The organism is Mesorhizobium sp. M0870, assembly GCF_040319775.1.
Lineage (GTDB): Bacteria > Pseudomonadota > Alphaproteobacteria > Rhizobiales > Rhizobiaceae > Mesorhizobium.
In genome coordinates this window covers 64,450-79,580 of record NZ_JAMYOI010000020.1, presented here as the reverse complement: position 1 = coordinate 79,580, position 15,131 = coordinate 64,450, and the positions used below count along the sequence as shown (strand labels likewise).

General features: G+C 61.0%; 14 protein-coding genes. 7 read left to right on the top strand and 7 right to left on the bottom strand.

Features of this window, described 5'->3' with window-relative positions; all coding sequences use genetic code 11:
* Positions 1 to 333: 333 nt before the first annotated feature.
* From eglC to NKH97_RS22665, 3 genes are read left to right on the top strand one after another with little or no spacing between them, the layout of a single operon-like run.
* The gene (gene eglC / locus NKH97_RS22675; protein WP_352798841.1) at positions 334 to 1,758 is read left to right on the top strand and encodes an endo-1,3-1,4-beta-glycanase EglC; all 1,425 of its coding nucleotides are present in this window, start codon (positions 334 to 336) and stop codon (positions 1,756 to 1,758) included.
* A gap of 44 nt (positions 1,759 to 1,802) precedes the next feature.
* Positions 1,803 to 3,560 (top strand): type I secretion system permease/ATPase, encoded by a 1,758-nt coding sequence (locus NKH97_RS22670; RefSeq protein ID WP_352629262.1) that lies wholly within the window; start codon positions 1,803 to 1,805, stop codon positions 3,558 to 3,560.
* 3 nt (positions 3,561 to 3,563) lie between these two features.
* Positions 3,564 to 4,883: an HlyD family type I secretion periplasmic adaptor subunit gene (locus tag NKH97_RS22665; RefSeq protein ID WP_128305025.1), complete on the top strand. Its 1,320-nt coding sequence runs from the start codon at positions 3,564 to 3,566 to the stop codon at positions 4,881 to 4,883.
* 33 nt (positions 4,884 to 4,916) lie between these two features.
* Here NKH97_RS22665 and NKH97_RS22660 read toward each other — a convergent pair whose 3' ends face one another.
* Complete coding sequence (locus NKH97_RS22660; RefSeq protein WP_128305026.1) at positions 4,917 to 6,161, bottom strand: ROK family protein; 1,245 nt, start codon at positions 6,159 to 6,161, stop codon at positions 4,917 to 4,919.
* A 269-nt stretch (positions 6,162 to 6,430) separates the two neighbouring features.
* On the opposite strand from NKH97_RS22660, the gene xylF reads away from it, so the two are divergent.
* The 4 genes from xylF (at position 6,431) to NKH97_RS22640 (ending at position 11,537) form a co-directional block, all read left to right on the top strand.
* Positions 6,431 to 7,471: a D-xylose ABC transporter substrate-binding protein gene (gene xylF, locus NKH97_RS22655; protein WP_023810990.1), complete on the top strand. Its 1,041-nt coding sequence runs from the start codon at positions 6,431 to 6,433 to the stop codon at positions 7,469 to 7,471.
* Positions 7,472 to 7,616: 145 nt separating this feature from the next.
* Positions 7,617 to 8,969, top strand: coding sequence for a sugar ABC transporter permease (locus NKH97_RS22650; protein ID WP_023810991.1), 1,353 nt, complete (start codon positions 7,617 to 7,619; stop codon positions 8,967 to 8,969).
* Positions 8,970 to 8,980: 11 nt separating this feature from the next.
* Positions 8,981 to 9,781, top strand: a complete 801-nt coding sequence (locus NKH97_RS22645; RefSeq protein WP_023810992.1) for an ATP-binding cassette domain-containing protein — start codon at positions 8,981 to 8,983, stop codon at positions 9,779 to 9,781.
* 127 nt (positions 9,782 to 9,908) lie between these two features.
* Positions 9,909 to 11,537: a CHASE domain-containing protein gene (locus NKH97_RS22640; RefSeq protein WP_128305027.1), complete on the top strand. Its 1,629-nt coding sequence runs from the start codon at positions 9,909 to 9,911 to the stop codon at positions 11,535 to 11,537.
* A 96-nt stretch (positions 11,538 to 11,633) separates the two neighbouring features.
* Here the strand turns inward: NKH97_RS22640 and NKH97_RS22635 are convergent, their stop codons facing one another.
* The 6 genes from NKH97_RS22635 to NKH97_RS22610 all read right to left on the bottom strand — a co-directional run bounded on the left by NKH97_RS22635 (position 11,634) and on the right by NKH97_RS22610 (position 15,057).
* The gene (locus NKH97_RS22635; protein WP_023810994.1) at positions 11,634 to 11,879 is read right to left on the bottom strand and encodes a YMGG-like glycine zipper-containing protein; all 246 of its coding nucleotides are present in this window, start codon (positions 11,877 to 11,879) and stop codon (positions 11,634 to 11,636) included.
* 83 nt (positions 11,880 to 11,962) lie between these two features.
* On the bottom strand, positions 11,963 to 12,289 hold the full coding sequence (locus NKH97_RS22630) for a hypothetical protein (protein ID WP_023810995.1): 327 nt from the start codon (positions 12,287 to 12,289) through the stop codon (positions 11,963 to 11,965).
* Between the two features lie 120 nt (positions 12,290 to 12,409).
* Positions 12,410 to 12,586 (bottom strand): hypothetical protein, encoded by a 177-nt coding sequence (locus NKH97_RS22625; protein WP_127295168.1) that lies wholly within the window; start codon positions 12,584 to 12,586, stop codon positions 12,410 to 12,412.
* 129 nt (positions 12,587 to 12,715) lie between these two features.
* On the bottom strand, positions 12,716 to 13,747 hold the full coding sequence (locus NKH97_RS22620) for a sensor histidine kinase (protein ID WP_164893021.1): 1,032 nt from the start codon (positions 13,745 to 13,747) through the stop codon (positions 12,716 to 12,718).
* Between the two features lie 176 nt (positions 13,748 to 13,923).
* Positions 13,924 to 14,091 carry a DUF1328 domain-containing protein gene (locus NKH97_RS22615; protein ID WP_013529282.1) on the bottom strand — a complete coding sequence of 56 codons (168 nt, stop codon included), beginning with the start codon at positions 14,089 to 14,091 and terminating at the stop codon, positions 13,924 to 13,926.
* Between the two features lie 171 nt (positions 14,092 to 14,262).
* On the bottom strand, positions 14,263 to 15,057 hold the full coding sequence (locus tag NKH97_RS22610) for a response regulator (protein WP_023810997.1): 795 nt from the start codon (positions 15,055 to 15,057) through the stop codon (positions 14,263 to 14,265).
* Between the last annotated feature and the right edge of the window lie 74 nt (positions 15,058 to 15,131).

Below are 15,131 nucleotides of genomic sequence, written 5' to 3'. Positions count from 1 at the left end.
TGCGGTCATTCGAAACCTGATGAGGATGACCGCTCTTGGCGGTACGTCGCCATCTTGCCCGCAGACTCCGACCAGAAAGCCATGCAAGAATAAATTTGAGTTAACTTAGATATACGTTCGTTAAACGACGTGTGTTCTGCATAAATATACGATTTTACTAAATTGCTTCAATTTACATTGAGCCATCACCTCCTTATTCATTATCCGCCTTCCGATTATTGCGGTCTCGGATCGAATGACGATTCCGTGGAACGATCTCGTTCCTTGCAGCGTTGCTTTGGGAGCGGTCGCCGGACCTTTGACCAGGTCGGACACCATGAGGAAGGATTTCTGATGAGCACGGTCTTAAACGCCAAAGGCATCCCTCTTGCCTACACCGGCGCTTCCACTCATTGGTTCTCGGCCACCGGGTCTGGACCGGAACTGCATGGCACCTCCGGCAACGACTCCTTCTGGGGAGACACCGGCGTCACTGTCACGATCCACGGAGGCGCCGGCGACGACTACTATCATCTCTATTCCACCAACAACAAGGTGGTCGAGGATCCTGGGGCAGGGATCGACACGATCGACACATGGATGAGCTACAAGCTCCCTGACAATTTCGAGAACCTCGTCGTTACCGGCACCAACCGATTTGCGTTCGGAAATGCGTTGGACAACATCATCAAGGGCGGGTCAGGTCACCAGACGCTGGATGGCGGCAAGGGAAATGATGTCCTGATCGGCGGCGATGGCGCCGATACTTTCGCCATCTCCAAAGGTAATGGAAGCGATCTTATCTTCGATTTCGGTGCGACCGATGCGCTCCGCCTTAACGGCTACGATTTCACTTCGTTCGATGCCGTCCGTTCACAGATGGTCCAAGTGGAATCGAACGTGATGCTGAACCTCGGATCCGACGAAATCCTGGTGTTCAAGAATACGACCATCGACAAGCTGCAGCCCACCCAGTTCGAACTTCCGATAGACAAGTCCGCAATGACGCTGTCCTTCTCCGACGATTTCAACACGCTGAGCCTTCGGGACGGGCAGGACGGCACCTGGAATTCCAATTTCTGGTGGGGAGCGCCGAACGGCAGCACGTTGAGCAGCAATGGTGAGTTGCAGTGGTATATCGACGCCAATTATGGCCCGACGAGTTCGGTCCATCCGTTCAGCGTTGAGAACGGCGTCCTCACCATCACCGCCGCGCAGGCGCCGGAGGACATCAAGCCTCTGATCAACAACTACGAATACAGCTCGGGGATCCTGACGACCCACGACACCTTCTCGCAAACCTACGGCTATTTCGAAATGCGGGCGGATCTTCCTGAAACAGCCGGAGCCTGGCCGGCGTTCTGGCTGCTTCCGGAGGACGGATCGTGGCCGCCGGAGCTGGACGTTGTCGAAACGCGCGGCCAGGACCCGAACACGCTCTACATGACGGCGCATTCCAATGAGACGGGAGCGCACACGAAGGTTTCGTCAACGGTGAACGTTGCGGATACCGACGGTTTCCACACCTATGGCCTGCTCTGGACGAAGGATGAGCTTGTCTGGACCTACGATGGTGTAAAGGTCGCTCAAGCAGCGACGCCGGCCGACATGCACGATCCCATGTATATGCTGGCCAATCTCGCGGTGGGCGGCATTGCCGGCCAGCCTCCTGACCATCTGGCTACGCCAGCGGAGATGAAGATCGACTACATCCGCGCCTATACGCTGGACGACCTGCAGCACCACCCCTTGGACATCGCCGGCGACCATTCGGTCTAAGCGACGCCCTTATGTTGGGGCCATGAGCCGTTAGGAGCGCGGGAATGATTGCACGGTCTGATCTGCGGGCAGTCTTGAGGCGCGCCATCGCCGATGTCGGTGTTTTTTCGTTCCTCATCAACATCCTGCTATTGGTGATCCCCCTTTATCTGTTGCAGGTCTATGACCGCGTCCTGCCTTCCTCCAGCGTCGAGACGCTTCTTTACCTCTCTGCTATCGCGGTTCTCGCACTCGCCTTTCTCGGTCTCCTCGATGCGGTCCGCTCCGTTTACACGCAGCGCGTTGCAGCCATTGTCGACAACAGACTGGGCGCGAGGACATTCGCCGTCTCGCTGGAGGCTAAGTACGCCGGGGGAGCAGCCCTGCCTCCACTGCGCGACCTTGCCTCGGTATGCGCCTTCATCAGGTCACGTGGCGCGGCGGTCTTGTTCGACCTGCCGTTTGCTCCGTTCTTCCTCGCCCTGCTGTACCTCATCCATCCTTTGCTGTTCTGGCTTACGCTGGCGGGATCTGGTCTGTTGCTTGCGCTGGTCGTGGCAAATCAGTTTGCCATCGGCAAGAATGATGCCTTGTCGGCGGAACGCTCGGCTGTTGCCAGCCTGTCGGAGCAGGCCTTTGCCCGGAATGCAGAGACGCTGCGCGCCATGGGCATGATCCAAAACGCCGCGCGAGTGTGGGGAAGGCACGTGGCGGAGGCGCTAGTCCTGCATGACCGTTCGTCGATGGCCAACGCGATTTTCAGTGGAACGTCGCGAGCCGTACGCATGATGCTTCAGCTAGCAATACTGGGTGTCGGAGCATGGCTCGTGCTGCAAGGGAAGATGACGGCCGGCATGATCTTCGCGTCTTCCCTGGTGTCGTCCCGTGCGCTGCAGCCGCTCGACCAACTGATCGGGTCATGGCGGCAGATCGTCGACGCCAGACGATCGTGGAAGCGTTTGGACAAGGCGTTTTCCGCCCATCCGGCGCATGCGCAAAAACTGACCTTGCCGGACCCGTCCGGCGAAATTGTCGTGCAGGGCCTCATCTTTGTCGCGCCGAACGCCACACCCGGCACCGAACCCATCATCAAGAGACTGAACTTCCGCATCGGCGCAGGCGAAGCGGTGGCGATAATAGGTCCGAGCGGAGCCGGCAAGTCCACCCTGGCAAGATTACTTGTCGGTGCGATTCAGGCAACCAGCGGCTGCGTCAGGATTGATGGCGCCGATCTCAGAACCTGGGACGAGAAGCAGCTTGGCCGGCATATCGGATATCTCGCTCAGGAGGTGGAGCTCTTTCCCGGATCGATCGCGGAAAATGTCGCCCGCTTTGAACCCGATGCGAATGACGCCTCTATCGTCGAGGCAGCAAAGAATGCCCGGGCGCATGAGCTGATACTGGAGCAGCGAGACGGCTATCAGACCAGAATAGGTTCGTCGGACAGAACACTGTCGGGCGGCGAACGCCAAAGGATCGGGCTGGCGCGCGCTTTTTACGGCAATCCGCATGTTCTCGTTCTGGATGAGCCCAGTACCCATCTCGACGGCAGCGGCGAAGCCGCGCTCGAAGAAGTGCTTGCCGCCGCGAAAGCGGCGGGCGTTACGACAATCGTGATAACGCACCGCCCTTCGGTCGCCGCAGCCTGCGACCGCGTGATGCTTCTACGCAGCGGAGTGATCGAAGCCTTCGGTCCAAGCGGCGACGTGATGCGGCAGCCAATCGCCGGCATCGGCCTTGCCCCACAGCGCAGCATGGCGGTGACAGGGTCTTTTGCAACGACGAACCGCGGCACCCCTCATAGTGTCCGCTTTGGATCGTAGAAGATGACAGCACAGAGCCTCGTCCGGGAAGGCACAGCACGCACCGACATTCGCCGGGTGGCATTCGCCGGATACGCGGCAATGGCGATATTGATGGGTTGCTTTGGCTATTGGGCGGTCAGTGCACCGTTGTCCGGCGCGGTCATCACGCAAGGCACAATCTCGGCGACAGGCGGGAACATCCTCATCCAGCATCCCGAGGGCGGCATCATCCAAGAGTTGCTCGTCCATGAGGGTGATCGGGTGCAACAGGCCCAGGAACTGATCCTGCTGGATCGAACAGCCGCGCAAGCCGAACTCAACCGGCTGACGAGACAGTCGATCGCGTTGAAGGCCAGCGCCTCGCGGCTGGAGGCGGAACGCGACGGGTTGGATCGGCTTGCGCCAATCACAGAGGCTGCGCCGGCACCGTTCCAACACAATTTCGAGGTCCTGGTTCAAGAACAGCAGAAGGAATTCAACGCCAGGCTCGCCCGATTTCGATCGGAACAATCGATCCTCAGGCAACGGGTTGCCATGCATCGCCAGTCTGTTGTCGGATTGCAGGCCCAGAAACAGGCCATTGAGCAACAGGCCGAAGTCGTGAAGAAAGAACTCGGCATCAAGACCAGCCTTTTGGACAAGGGCCTCACCAATCGCACTGAATATTCACAGCTTTTGCGTAGCGAGGCCGATCTCGTCGGGCAGGCAGGGGCGCTGGAGGCAAATCTTGCATCGGCCAACACCCAGATCGTCGAAGCCCAGGAGCAGATAGAGCGCCTGACCACGCAACGCGTGGAGGAAGCCCTGACGAAACTCGACGAGGTACGTTCTTCGCTGGCTGACATTGACGAACAGATGCGGGCATCCGAGGCAGTGCTGCGGCGGACGACGATCAAGGCGCCGGCGGCGGGCATCGTGGTATCGTCCACCTACAATTCCAAGGGCAGCGTGATTGCCCCCGGCGAGAAGATCATGGAGATTCTGCCTACGGCATCGGGCTTGATCGTCGATGCACGGCTGCCGCCGAAAGACATTGACCAGGTTCGTGTCGGCCAGCCGGCAAGACTGCGACTATCAGCGTTGAACATGCGGCTCACCCCTGAGATTTCAGCCATGGTGACACAGGTTTCCGCAGATCGGCTTATCGATCAGGCTACGCATGAACCCTATTTCCGCGCCAAGCTGAAGATTGCCGCCAACTTGCCGCCCGGCGTGAAAGCGGAGCAGCTTTACCCTGGAATGCCGGTAGAAGCGTTCATCAGCACCGGCGAACGGACTTTCTTCGAGTATCTCGTACGGCCGATGCGCGATTCCTTCGCGCGCGCTTTCAAGGAGCGGTAGATGTTGCGGACCGCGCAATTTTGACCCTGGTCCTCACGCCACGCTCTTTCCGGCGCTCCCTCTCGCCTGCACGCCCGGCGCAAAAATCTCTTGATCGACGAAGATCAGTGCCCGCATGGCGCAGCCTTCGCGGATCAGTGGCAGTTCGTTCGGCTCGGTGTCGAAGGAAATCGATTTTGAGTGCTGGCCACCGGCGGTCTGGGCAATCGCCTCGCGCAGTGCCGGCTCTATCAGGTCGAAGGCGGCCGCGCTGACGCCGACCATGGCAACGGGCGCCGGATCGATCAGCGCGAACAGGCTGCCGAGGCCGTAGCCGAGCGCTTCGCCAGCCTTGCGATAGGCTTCCCGTTCGGGTCCGTCACCTTCGCGGGCCGCGGCAGCCAGGGCGCGCATGTCGGCGTCGCTGACATCGGCGACGGGTTCTGCATCCTCGCCCATCTGCCTGGCGTTGCGCCAGATGGCGTAATTGCCCGCATAGGCTTCGACGCAGCCGCGCCGTCCGCAGCGGCAGAGCGCGCCGTTCGGCCGATGGATCATGTGGCCGAATTCGCCGCCCGAGGAATGGGTGCCGGTGAACAATTCGCCCTTCAGCACCAGGCCCATGCCGATGCCGTGCGACAAAAGGATAGCGATGAAATCGTCGCGGTAACGATCGGGGTCGCGCCACCGCAGCGCCACCGCCATCATGTTGCAGTCGTTCTCCATTATGGCGGGGATGCCGAACGCGTCTTCGAATATGTCAGCGAAGGCGATATCGGTGTGCGGCGTGATCGGCGACCACAGCATGGCGCGGGCACGGGTGTCGGTAATGCCCTGGATCGCCAGCGCGATGCGGGCGATGCTGCGCACGTCCAGGTCGGGATCTGCCAGGCGGCGCCGCACGATTGCCGTGCATTCACCGATCAGCGACTCGCGCGACATCGTCAGCGTGTCCAGCCGGCGCTGTTCCTCGGATACTACCTGGCCGGCATAGTCGATGACGGCGACGGAGAGGAAGTTCAGCGACAGCACCACGGTCATTACCGCGGCCGCTTCCGGATTGAGGCTGAGGCCGACCTGCGGCCGGCCGCGTTTGAGCGAGCCGGCCTCGCTCGGCTTGCTTTCGGTCAGGATGCCTTCGACGATCAAGTCGGAGGAAATCGCCGAGATGGTCGAATGGCTGAGGCTTGTGGTCGCGGCGATTTCGGTGCGGGACGGTTGTCCGGCCTGGCGCACGGCCGCAATTACCATCGCCCGGTTGCGGCGACGCAGATCGTCGTGGCGGATTCCGACCGACATGTTCTTTCACGTCCTCCCGGTCGCCGCGGTTCTTCCTGCCCTGGAACGCTGTCGGTGACGCAGGTAAATACTGGCAGAAGCTGCACGCCCTGTCATTTATTTATTCCGAGACTCGAAAAAAACTCGAAATGACATCAAAATCCATCAGAATCGATGTTGACAGCGTTCGGACGTTGGCCCAGTGTTTTTTCGAGGCTCGAAAAAATAGGGCTTCTGTGCCGGCCCTCGGGTCAGTTTGGTCGCGCCATACGCGGCGCAGGGAGGATAATATGAAAAGATTCACAGCCGCCATCCTGGCGGGTGCCGCCATGTCGCTGACGCTCGCGTCTGTCGCGCAGGCGAAGGACAAGGTCGTCGGCGTTTCGTGGTCCAATTTCCAGGAAGAGCGTTGGAAGACCGACGAGGCCGCCATGAAGACGGCGATCGAGGCCGCCGGCGACAAGTACATCTCCGCCGATGCGCAGTCCAATCCCGGCAAGCAGCTCACCGATGTCGAAAGCCTGATTTCGCAGGGCGCCAATTCGCTGATCATCCTGGCGCAGGACGCCTCGGCCATCGGCCCTGCGGTGCAGAAGGCGCTGGACGAAGGCATTCCGGTCGTCGGCTATGACCGGTTGATCGAAAACAAGGACGTCTTCTATCTGACCTTCGACAACAAGGAAGTCGGCCGCATGCAGGCCCGCGAAGTGTTCAAGGTCAAGCCGGAAGGCAACTACGTCTTCATCAAGGGCTCCGGTGCCGATCCCAATGCCGACTTCCTGTTCTCGGGCTCGATGGAAGTGCTCAAGGAAGCCATCGACAGCGGCAAGATCAAGAATGTCGGCGAAGCCTACACGGATGGCTGGCTGCCCGCCAACGCCCAGAAGAACATGGAACAGTTCCTGACCGCCAACGACAACAAGGTCGACGCGGTGGTCGCGGCCAATGACGGCACCGCCGGTGGCGTCGTCGCGGCGCTGACGGCGCAAGGCCTTGCCGGCACAGTGCCGGTCTCGGGTCAGGACGGCGACCACGCCGCGCTGAACCGTATCGCGCTCGGCACGCAGACCGTTTCGGTATGGAAGGACGCGCGTGAGCTCGGCAAGACCGCCGCCGAGATCGCTTCGCAGCTCGCAGACGGCAAGAAGACCGGCGACATTGCCGGCGCCAAGGACTTCACGACGCCGGGCGGCAACACCGTCAAGTCGCTGTTCCTGACCCCGATTGCCATCACCAAGGACAATCTCAACCTCGTCATCGACGCTGGCTGGATCAAGAAGGAAGAAGTCTGCACGGGCGTCGCTGCCGGCACCGTCGCGGCCTGCAACTAAAAGCTGGCTTGTGCCTGCATTCTCAACGCCGCGGCCCAAAAGCCGCGGCGTTTTCTCAAAAACTTTTGTGTTTCCGCATCATGCGGATAGCTTCTAGGCTGGGCTCCGGCATGCGCGTCAGACGGCCAGTCGGTGGGAGGAAATCATGACCGATACGACGTCCAACCCACAGGCCGATACGGCGCGCGCGTCGGAACTCGGGGCCGTCGCCCGGTTCCTGAAGGCGACCGAGATCGACACCCGCATGCTCGGCATGATCGGTGCGCTGCTGGTCATCTGGATTGGGCTGCATGTCATTTCCAGCCTGCGCCTGGGCGTCAACCCGCTCGATTTCGACAGCCGCACCTTTCTCACGCCGCGCAATCTGTGGAACCTGTCGGTGCAGACATCCGCGGTTGCCATCATGGCCTGCGGCATGGTGCTGGTCATCGTCATGCGCAACATCGACCTGTCGGTCGGTTCCGCCGAGGGCCTGATCGGCATGGTAATGGGATTTGCTCAGGTTCATTTCCTGGTGCGCTTTGTCGGGCTCGAACTCGGCAATCCGTGGATCTGGGTCCTGGCGCTGGTCATCGGCCTGGCGCTTGGCCTGTTGATCGGCGCCTTTCAAGGCTTCGTCATCGCCTATCTCGAAGTGCCCGCCTTTATCGTGACGCTGGGTGGCCTGCTGGTCTGGCGCGGTGCGGCCTGGTGGGTCACGTCAGGCCAGACCGTGGCGCCGCTCGACGCCACCTTTCAGCTGATGGGCGGCGGGCCGGCGGGATCGATCGGCGCGACCTGGAGCTGGGTCGTCGGGATCGTCGCCTGCCTCGCCGTGGTGTTTGGGCTGTTCAACGGCCGGGTGCAGCGCAAGCGTTTCCGGTTTCCGCTACGTCCGATCTGGGCCGAGACGCTGCTCGGAGTCGTCACCTGCGGCGCCATCATGGGCGCGGTCTGGCTCGCCAATTCCTATCCCTGGCCGATCGGCATCGTGAACAGATATGCGGCCGCCAACAACATCACCCTTCCCGAAGGCGGCCTGTTCATCGCCCACGGTATCGCCATACCGGTGCTGATGGCGGTCGCCGTCGGGCTGGTCATGACCTTCATCACCAACCGCACCCGCTTCGGCCGCTATGTCTTTGCCATCGGCGGCAATCCCGAGGCGGCCAATCTCGCCGGCATCAACACGCGCTGGATCACCATGAAGGTGTTCATGATCATGGGCGTGCTGGCCACGATCGCCGCGGCAATCTCCTCGGCCCGGCAGAATTCGGCCACCAACGTGCTTGGAACGCTCGACGAACTGCTGGTCATTGCAGCCGCCGTAATCGGCGGCACGTCGCTTGCCGGCGGATCGGGAACGATCATCGGCGCCATGCTGGGCGCGCTGCTGATGCAGTCGCTGCAGTCCGGCATGGTGCTGCTCGGCGTCGACTCGCCGCTGCAGAGCATCGTCGTCGGGGCCGTACTGGTCATCGCCGTGTGGCTCGACACCGTCTATCGCAAGCGCGTCTAGGAGGGCATGCCATGATTGACAAGACTGCTCCTGCAGCCACCGCGCTGATCGACATGAGGAACATCTCGATCGCGTTTGGCGGCATCCGCGCCGTCGACGACGCCTCGATCGATCTTTTCCCCGGCGAGGTCGTGGCGCTGCTCGGCCATAATGGCGCCGGCAAGTCGACATTGATCAAGATCCTGTCCGGCGCCTACAAGCGCGATTCGGGCCAGATCTTCGTCAACGGCGAGGAGGCATCGATCTCCAATCCACGCGACGCCAAGAAATATGGCATCGAGACGATCTACCAGACGCTGGCGTTGGCCGACAATGTCGATGCCGCCGCCAATCTGTTCCTCGGCCGCGAGCTGATGACCGCCTGGGGCACGCTCGACGACGTTGCCATGGAGGCCGAGGCGCGCAAGGTGATGGGTCGGCTCAATCCCCGGTTCCAGCGCTTCAAGGAGCCGGTGATCAAGCTGTCGGGCGGCCAGCGGCAATCGGTGGCGATCGCGCGTGCGATCCTGTTCAACGCCCGCATCCTGATCATGGACGAGCCGACGGCGGCGCTTGGTCCGCAGGAAACGGCGCAGGTCGGCGAACTGGTCAAGCAGCTCAAGTCCGACGGCATCGGCATCTTCCTGATCAGCCACGACATCCACGATGTGTTCGAGCTTGCCGACCGGGTCTGCGTCATGAAGAACGGCCAGGTCGTCGGCACCGCCCGCACCACCGATGTCACCCAGGACGAGGTGCTGGGGATGATCATTCTGGGCAAATGCCCGCCGGGCGCCATTCCCGGACCGGGCGCGCTGAAGATAGCGGCCTGAGATCGAGCCAGATCGCGGTTGCCGGACACGTGATATGCCAGCCGTAAGGATGGCTTGGCCTTGGCATTGTGTTGGCACGGCGACTTGCCCATAAAGGTCCGACATTGCTCAGGGACCGCACGATCCGTTGAAGAAGCTTTTTCCGATCATCGCCTTTATCGCCGTCGCGCTGATCAGCATGGTGATGGCAGGTTTTGCCTATTTCGCCACGCAGGAAGCCGCGCGCATCAAGTTCGAGGCGACTGCCGACGATGCGCTCAACCGGATCGAGAGCCGCATCGACCTGCATCTGTCGCTGCTGCGCTCAACGCAGGCCCTGTTCGACGCCCGCAATGGCGATATTTCTCGCAATGAGTTCAAGGCGTTCTTCAACGCGCTCGATGTCGACAAGAATTTCGCCGGCTTGCGCGGTATCGGCTTCCTCAGGCTGGCAAAGGCGGGCGACGAGGCGACGGTCGAACGCGATATGCTGCACGATTATGGCGACAGTCATCCAATCTATCCGGATACCACTCAACCCTGGCGCACCCCTATCGTGCTGTTCGAACCGCTGGATCCATCCAATCAAGCCGGCATCGGCTATGACATGTTCAGCGAACCGGCGCGGCGTGTGGCGATCGAAAAGGCGATGTCCGACGACCAGCAGCACGCCAGCGGGCTGGTGCAATTGGGCCAGGACACGGGCGCCGCGCAGACGTTCACCGGCTTCTTCGTTTTCGTGCGGCTCAATGTCGAAACCGCTCCCGACGTCATCAATGCTTCGAGATCCTCGACGGCCGGTTTTCTGTATGCGGCCTTTCGGGCTCGCGATCTGTTCCAGACCGCGCTCAGCCGGTCGCCGTTGCTGCCGGTCAACACCGAAATCTATGATGGCGATGGTGCCGTGAACGGCGATAATCTGCTGTTCCGGTCGGAGACGCCGCCGGCGTCGACTTTCGGCGACAGGCTGCTGGTCACCCGAAAGATCATCGTCGCCGGACGGCCGTGGACTGTCCTGTTCCGGCCGACAAGCGCCTTCTCGCAGCCGTCGTCGCGCGCCATTCCGGTGATGCTGGGGCTGTTCGGCCTGCTGTTGGCGGGCGCCATCGCGCTGGTGGCGCGCTATCAGGAGCGGGCCTATGAGGCAGCGTCGCGATTGCACGAAACGACGGAAAAGAGCCTGATCGAAAAAGACCTGATGCTGCAGGAGATGAAGCATCGCATCAAGAATTCGATTACCAGGGTGCTGGCTATCGCGCGCCAGACGGCGTCGCGGGCTACCGACGTCAACGAGTTTTCCGCATCCTTCTCGGCCAGGCTGCAGGCGATGGCGGCGTCCCAGGATATGCTGACGCGCTCGCGCTGGCAGAAGGCCGATCTTGGCGATCTCCTGCGCATCGAGCTGGGTCAGGTGTTCGGCAAGGAGCTACCCGATGAGCTGTTGTCGGGACCACAGGTGCTGCTCGACGAAACCACGACGCAAGCGCTCGGCCTGACCTTCCACGAACTGGCGACGAATGCGCTGAAATACGGCGAAGCCGGCAATTCCGTCGGCGCGCTGAAAGTGGACTGGTCGGTCGAAGGGCGCGGGCGCGACAGGACGCTGGCTCTCAATTGGCGCGAAAACGGGCAGACGAAACTCGAAGCGCCAGCCAAGACCGGATTCGGCACCAAGCTGATCGATCTCAACGTGACGCGCGAACTGCGCGGTACGATTAAACGCGATTACCAGGCCAATGGGCTGAACGTGGAAATCAAAATTCCACTCGCCAACTGAGCGCGACCTTCACCCGAAAAGGATCAAGCGTCCAGACATGAAAAATCCGAAGGCCAGCGGACCGGCCTCCGGATCGACGTTTCGATGATCGCCGAATTAGTTGCAGCGAGCCGTGTAGATCCGGCCGCGATGATCGCGATATTGGCAATAGCCGTTGCGCAGATTGCGCACCAGCAGGCCGGAACCGGCACCAACGGCCGCGCCGATCAGCGCACCCTTGCCGCCGCCGACCAAGCCGCCGACACCGGCGCCGATCAAGCCGCCGCCAACCACGTCCTGCTCGGTCGAGGTGCAGCCGCTGACGGCAACCACCGCAACCAGTGCAATAATCATCTTCCGCATAGAGTCACTCCTCACTTTTTGTCCTCACTTGGTAAAGCTCCAGCTGCCATTTAGCATGAAATGACGGCCTTTGCTGCTGCAATCTATTGTTGGTGAAGATAGTCTTTTTCTGGGCGTGCCGCGTTCGACGCCATTACGAGGCTGGAAATTGCCAAAGACGCGTCAAGCGTACCATCGGCGCGCACATTCCAGACGATCTTATCATAGTCGTCTTCAAGCGCCGGATCGACGGCAAGGCATTTGGCGACGATGTTGTCAGCCTGCCCTTGCACGTCGCCCAAGGCGAACGGGCGTTCGGCCACGCATTGCTCGGCGCTCGCGAAAACGCTTCTGGGCACCTGGAGTTCACGGCAGTCGGCCATCGTGTTCGAGCAACCGATGACCAGCAGCAATGCAGCGATATGTTCCATGGCGGGAAGTCCTCTCGCCATAGTAACGGTCTACATTCGCCAAAGTTCCTGGCTCGCTGGGCCGGGCAGGGAAGTAAGAGGGCGACAATCGATTCTGTCACCGGCCGAAACGAGCTGGCCTCAGACCAATTGGTACAGGGCGACCACCGCGATCACGGCCAGCAGGCCCAGCGCGACAAGGCGCAAGGCCCCATTGGGAACAGGGGCCAGCGGTGGCGCGGATGCCTCGGAGTCCTCAAACTCGCCCATGGAAATCCGGGCGGCCTGCTCCAGTCTGTTCATGTCGGCAACCGTCAAGGCATTCCTCCCGCACCATGCTGCAATCCTGCTGCGGAAATGTTCGGTGATGCAACAAGTTCCAGCGGTATCTGGGAAAAACAGCATCTGCTTTTATGGTGAACAGCTGGTTAAGGAAGCTCGGGTCGCTCAATCCGTCTCGAAATTGCCGTGCGGAACGACAAGGCGGTACTCGAGACGGCCAGCCGCGATTTCGAGCGTCGCCGTTCCGTTCAGCGATGTCGGCACGACCCGTTCGAGTGCGACGCTGCCGAAGCGCTTCTCGCTACGCCTAACATCACTGGCTCCGATTGCCTCGGCCCATGTCAGGGACAGGGAGGTTCCCGTGTCGGCGGCGGTCAGGTTAGCTGTAACATCGACGAATCCATCGGGCCGCGACAGGGCGCCATAGCTCACCGAATTGACGGCGAGTTCATGCATCGCAAGGCCGATATGCAGGGCAGCGTTGGGATTGAGATAGGGGTTTGCCCCCTGAAATCTCAGGCTGCGAACCGGATCGCCGCCGTAGCGGCCCACCTGGCCCGATACGAGTTCGCGAAGTGCTGCACCCCGCCAGTTGGAAGAGGTCACGAGATCCTGGGACGAAGCCAGCGATTGCAGCCGGCCGCGAAAGCGTGTCAGGAAATCGCCGATGCTGTCGGAGTAGCGACCGGTCTGGGTGGCTATGCTCTGGATGATCGCCAGCAGGTTTTTGGAGCGATGGCTTACCTCCCGCAACAGCGTCGTCAGGGTCTGCTCGCGGCGCTTTTGCTCGGTCGTCTCGACCATTGTGGTGACGACGCCTTGCACCGTGCCGCCGTCGCCGTGGTCGGCATCGATCCAGACCTCAAACCAGCGGCTGCCATCCTCGACGGGAACGCTGATCTCGAGACGTTGGGGGTTGCCGGATGCAATGACGTCGCGCTTGGCCGCGCCGATGCGGTCGGCCTGCGCCTCCGGCAGAATACCGATGCTGTCGGTGGTGTCCGAAACCCAGGGCGCACGCATGTTGCGCGCCCATACGGTTTTCATCTCGCGATCCTGGTAGAGAACGGAAATGCCGGCATTGTGCAACGCGTGAAGAAGGGCGCGGCCGAGCTGCATGCCGCTTTCGGCAGGATGGAGGGCGATGACTTCATCGCTTTGCACGTCGTCCTTCCTGTTTCCGGTCCTGGAACCCATCGGCCAAACTGTCCACCCAATTCAGGCTGAACGGCTCACCGGTGAATGGGTTCCAAACAGGTTTCCCGAACCCGCCGCCAAAAAACGGTCCGCCGGACGGCGTCCTTTAGGACACCGCCCGGCGGTGGCTGGAAACCGTTTGAGGGGTGCGGCTTCCAGTGTTCGGCCGTTCGTTGTTATGAAGCCCGTTTGAACAGGCCCGCAAGAAGCGAAATGACCAGGAAAGCGAGGAAGATGAAAAACAATATCTGCGCTATGCCGGCAGATGTACCGGCGATGCCGCCGAAACCAAGCGCGCCGGCGATGATCGCAACGACGAGAAATACGAGCGCCCAGTAAAGCATGATGCATCTCCTTCGAATGGTGCGATAAAAACGTGGGTGGCTGCGGTTTGTTCCCACCCTTTGCCGAAAAAGACCGAGCTTGCAAATCGTTCAAGCAGGAAGCGCGCAGGAATTTCACCGTCGCCGCCCGCGTGCATCAGGCGGCACGATTACCACTTCCCCAATTCACGACTATGCGGCGGCTTTCGCCTGGCGGTCAAAGAACAGTGCCTGGCTGATCAGCGCCTTGACCATGTCGGGATTGAACGGCTTGGTGACCAGAAAGGCCGGTTCCGGCCGTTCGCCAGTCAAGAGGCGCTCGGGGAAGGCGGTGATGAAGATGACCGGCACCGACGTCGATGACAGGATCTCGTTCACGGCCTCGATGCCGGAACTGCCGTCGGCAAGCTGGATGTCGGCCAGCACCATCTTCGGCCGTGTCTTGCCGAACATCATCACTGCCTCGGCATGGGTGCGCGCCGTTCCAACGACGCGGTGCCCGAGGCTCTCTACCATTTCTTCGATATCCATGGCGATCAGTGGTTCATCCTCGATGATCAGAACGTCGGTTGCCACCTGACGGGATATCTCGTTGCTCGCCTGGGCAAGCAGCTCTGAAAACTCCTGGTCGCCGACGTCGAGGATCTCAGCCGCTTCGTCCTCGCTGAAGCCTTCGACAGCCACGAGCAGAAAGGCCTGACGAGGCCGCGGCGCGATCGCATTCAGATTGGCGGCGGTGCGCTGTTCCCACGCCGATTGCGCCTGCTCCTGCGGGACGCGGATGGCGACGGATGTGAACAGCTTGGCGAAAACCTTGTACAGCGCGATGCGGTCGCTCGATGCTTCGGGAAATATCTCGATATCGGCGATGATGGCCTCGAGCATCGCGGCTACCAGCGCATCACCACTCTCTTGCGACCCGGAAACAGCCCGCGAGAAGCGGCGCAGGAAGGGCAGATGTGGTGCGATGGTGGCGGATAAGCTCATGGTAAGACGTCTCCCTCAGAATGACGTGATTGCATAGGTCAAGCTGACTGCAAGCCCTGACGTTAACGCGGATT

What these genes read in the sequence shown, in the direction of transcription:
- eglC (WP_352798841.1), top strand. Translation starts at nt 334, where the DNA reads ATGAGCACGGTCTTAAACGCCAAAGGCATCCCTCTTGCCTACACCGGC.
- NKH97_RS22665 (WP_128305025.1), top strand. Translation starts at nt 3,564, where the DNA reads ATGACAGCACAGAGCCTCGTCCGGGAAGGCACAGCACGCACCGACATT.
- xylF (WP_023810990.1), top strand. Translation starts at nt 6,431, where the DNA reads ATGAAAAGATTCACAGCCGCCATCCTGGCGGGTGCCGCCATGTCGCTG.
- NKH97_RS22650 (WP_023810991.1), top strand. Translation starts at nt 7,617, where the DNA reads ATGACCGATACGACGTCCAACCCACAGGCCGATACGGCGCGCGCGTCG.
- NKH97_RS22610 (WP_023810997.1), bottom strand. Translation starts at nt 15,057, where the DNA reads ATGAGCTTATCCGCCACCATCGCACCACATCTGCCCTTCCTGCGCCGC.
- NKH97_RS22645 (WP_023810992.1), top strand. Translation starts at nt 8,981, where the DNA reads ATGATTGACAAGACTGCTCCTGCAGCCACCGCGCTGATCGACATGAGG.
- NKH97_RS22670 (WP_352629262.1), top strand. Translation starts at nt 1,803, where the DNA reads ATGATTGCACGGTCTGATCTGCGGGCAGTCTTGAGGCGCGCCATCGCC.
- NKH97_RS22630 (WP_023810995.1), bottom strand. Translation starts at nt 12,289, where the DNA reads ATGGAACATATCGCTGCATTGCTGCTGGTCATCGGTTGCTCGAACACG.
- NKH97_RS22635 (WP_023810994.1), bottom strand. Translation starts at nt 11,879, where the DNA reads ATGCGGAAGATGATTATTGCACTGGTTGCGGTGGTTGCCGTCAGCGGC.
- NKH97_RS22620 (WP_164893021.1), bottom strand. Translation starts at nt 13,747, where the DNA reads ATGGGTTCCAGGACCGGAAACAGGAAGGACGACGTGCAAAGCGATGAA.
- NKH97_RS22660 (WP_128305026.1), bottom strand. Translation starts at nt 6,161, where the DNA reads ATGTCGGTCGGAATCCGCCACGACGATCTGCGTCGCCGCAACCGGGCG.
- NKH97_RS22615 (WP_013529282.1), bottom strand. Translation starts at nt 14,091, where the DNA reads ATGCTTTACTGGGCGCTCGTATTTCTCGTCGTTGCGATCATCGCCGGC.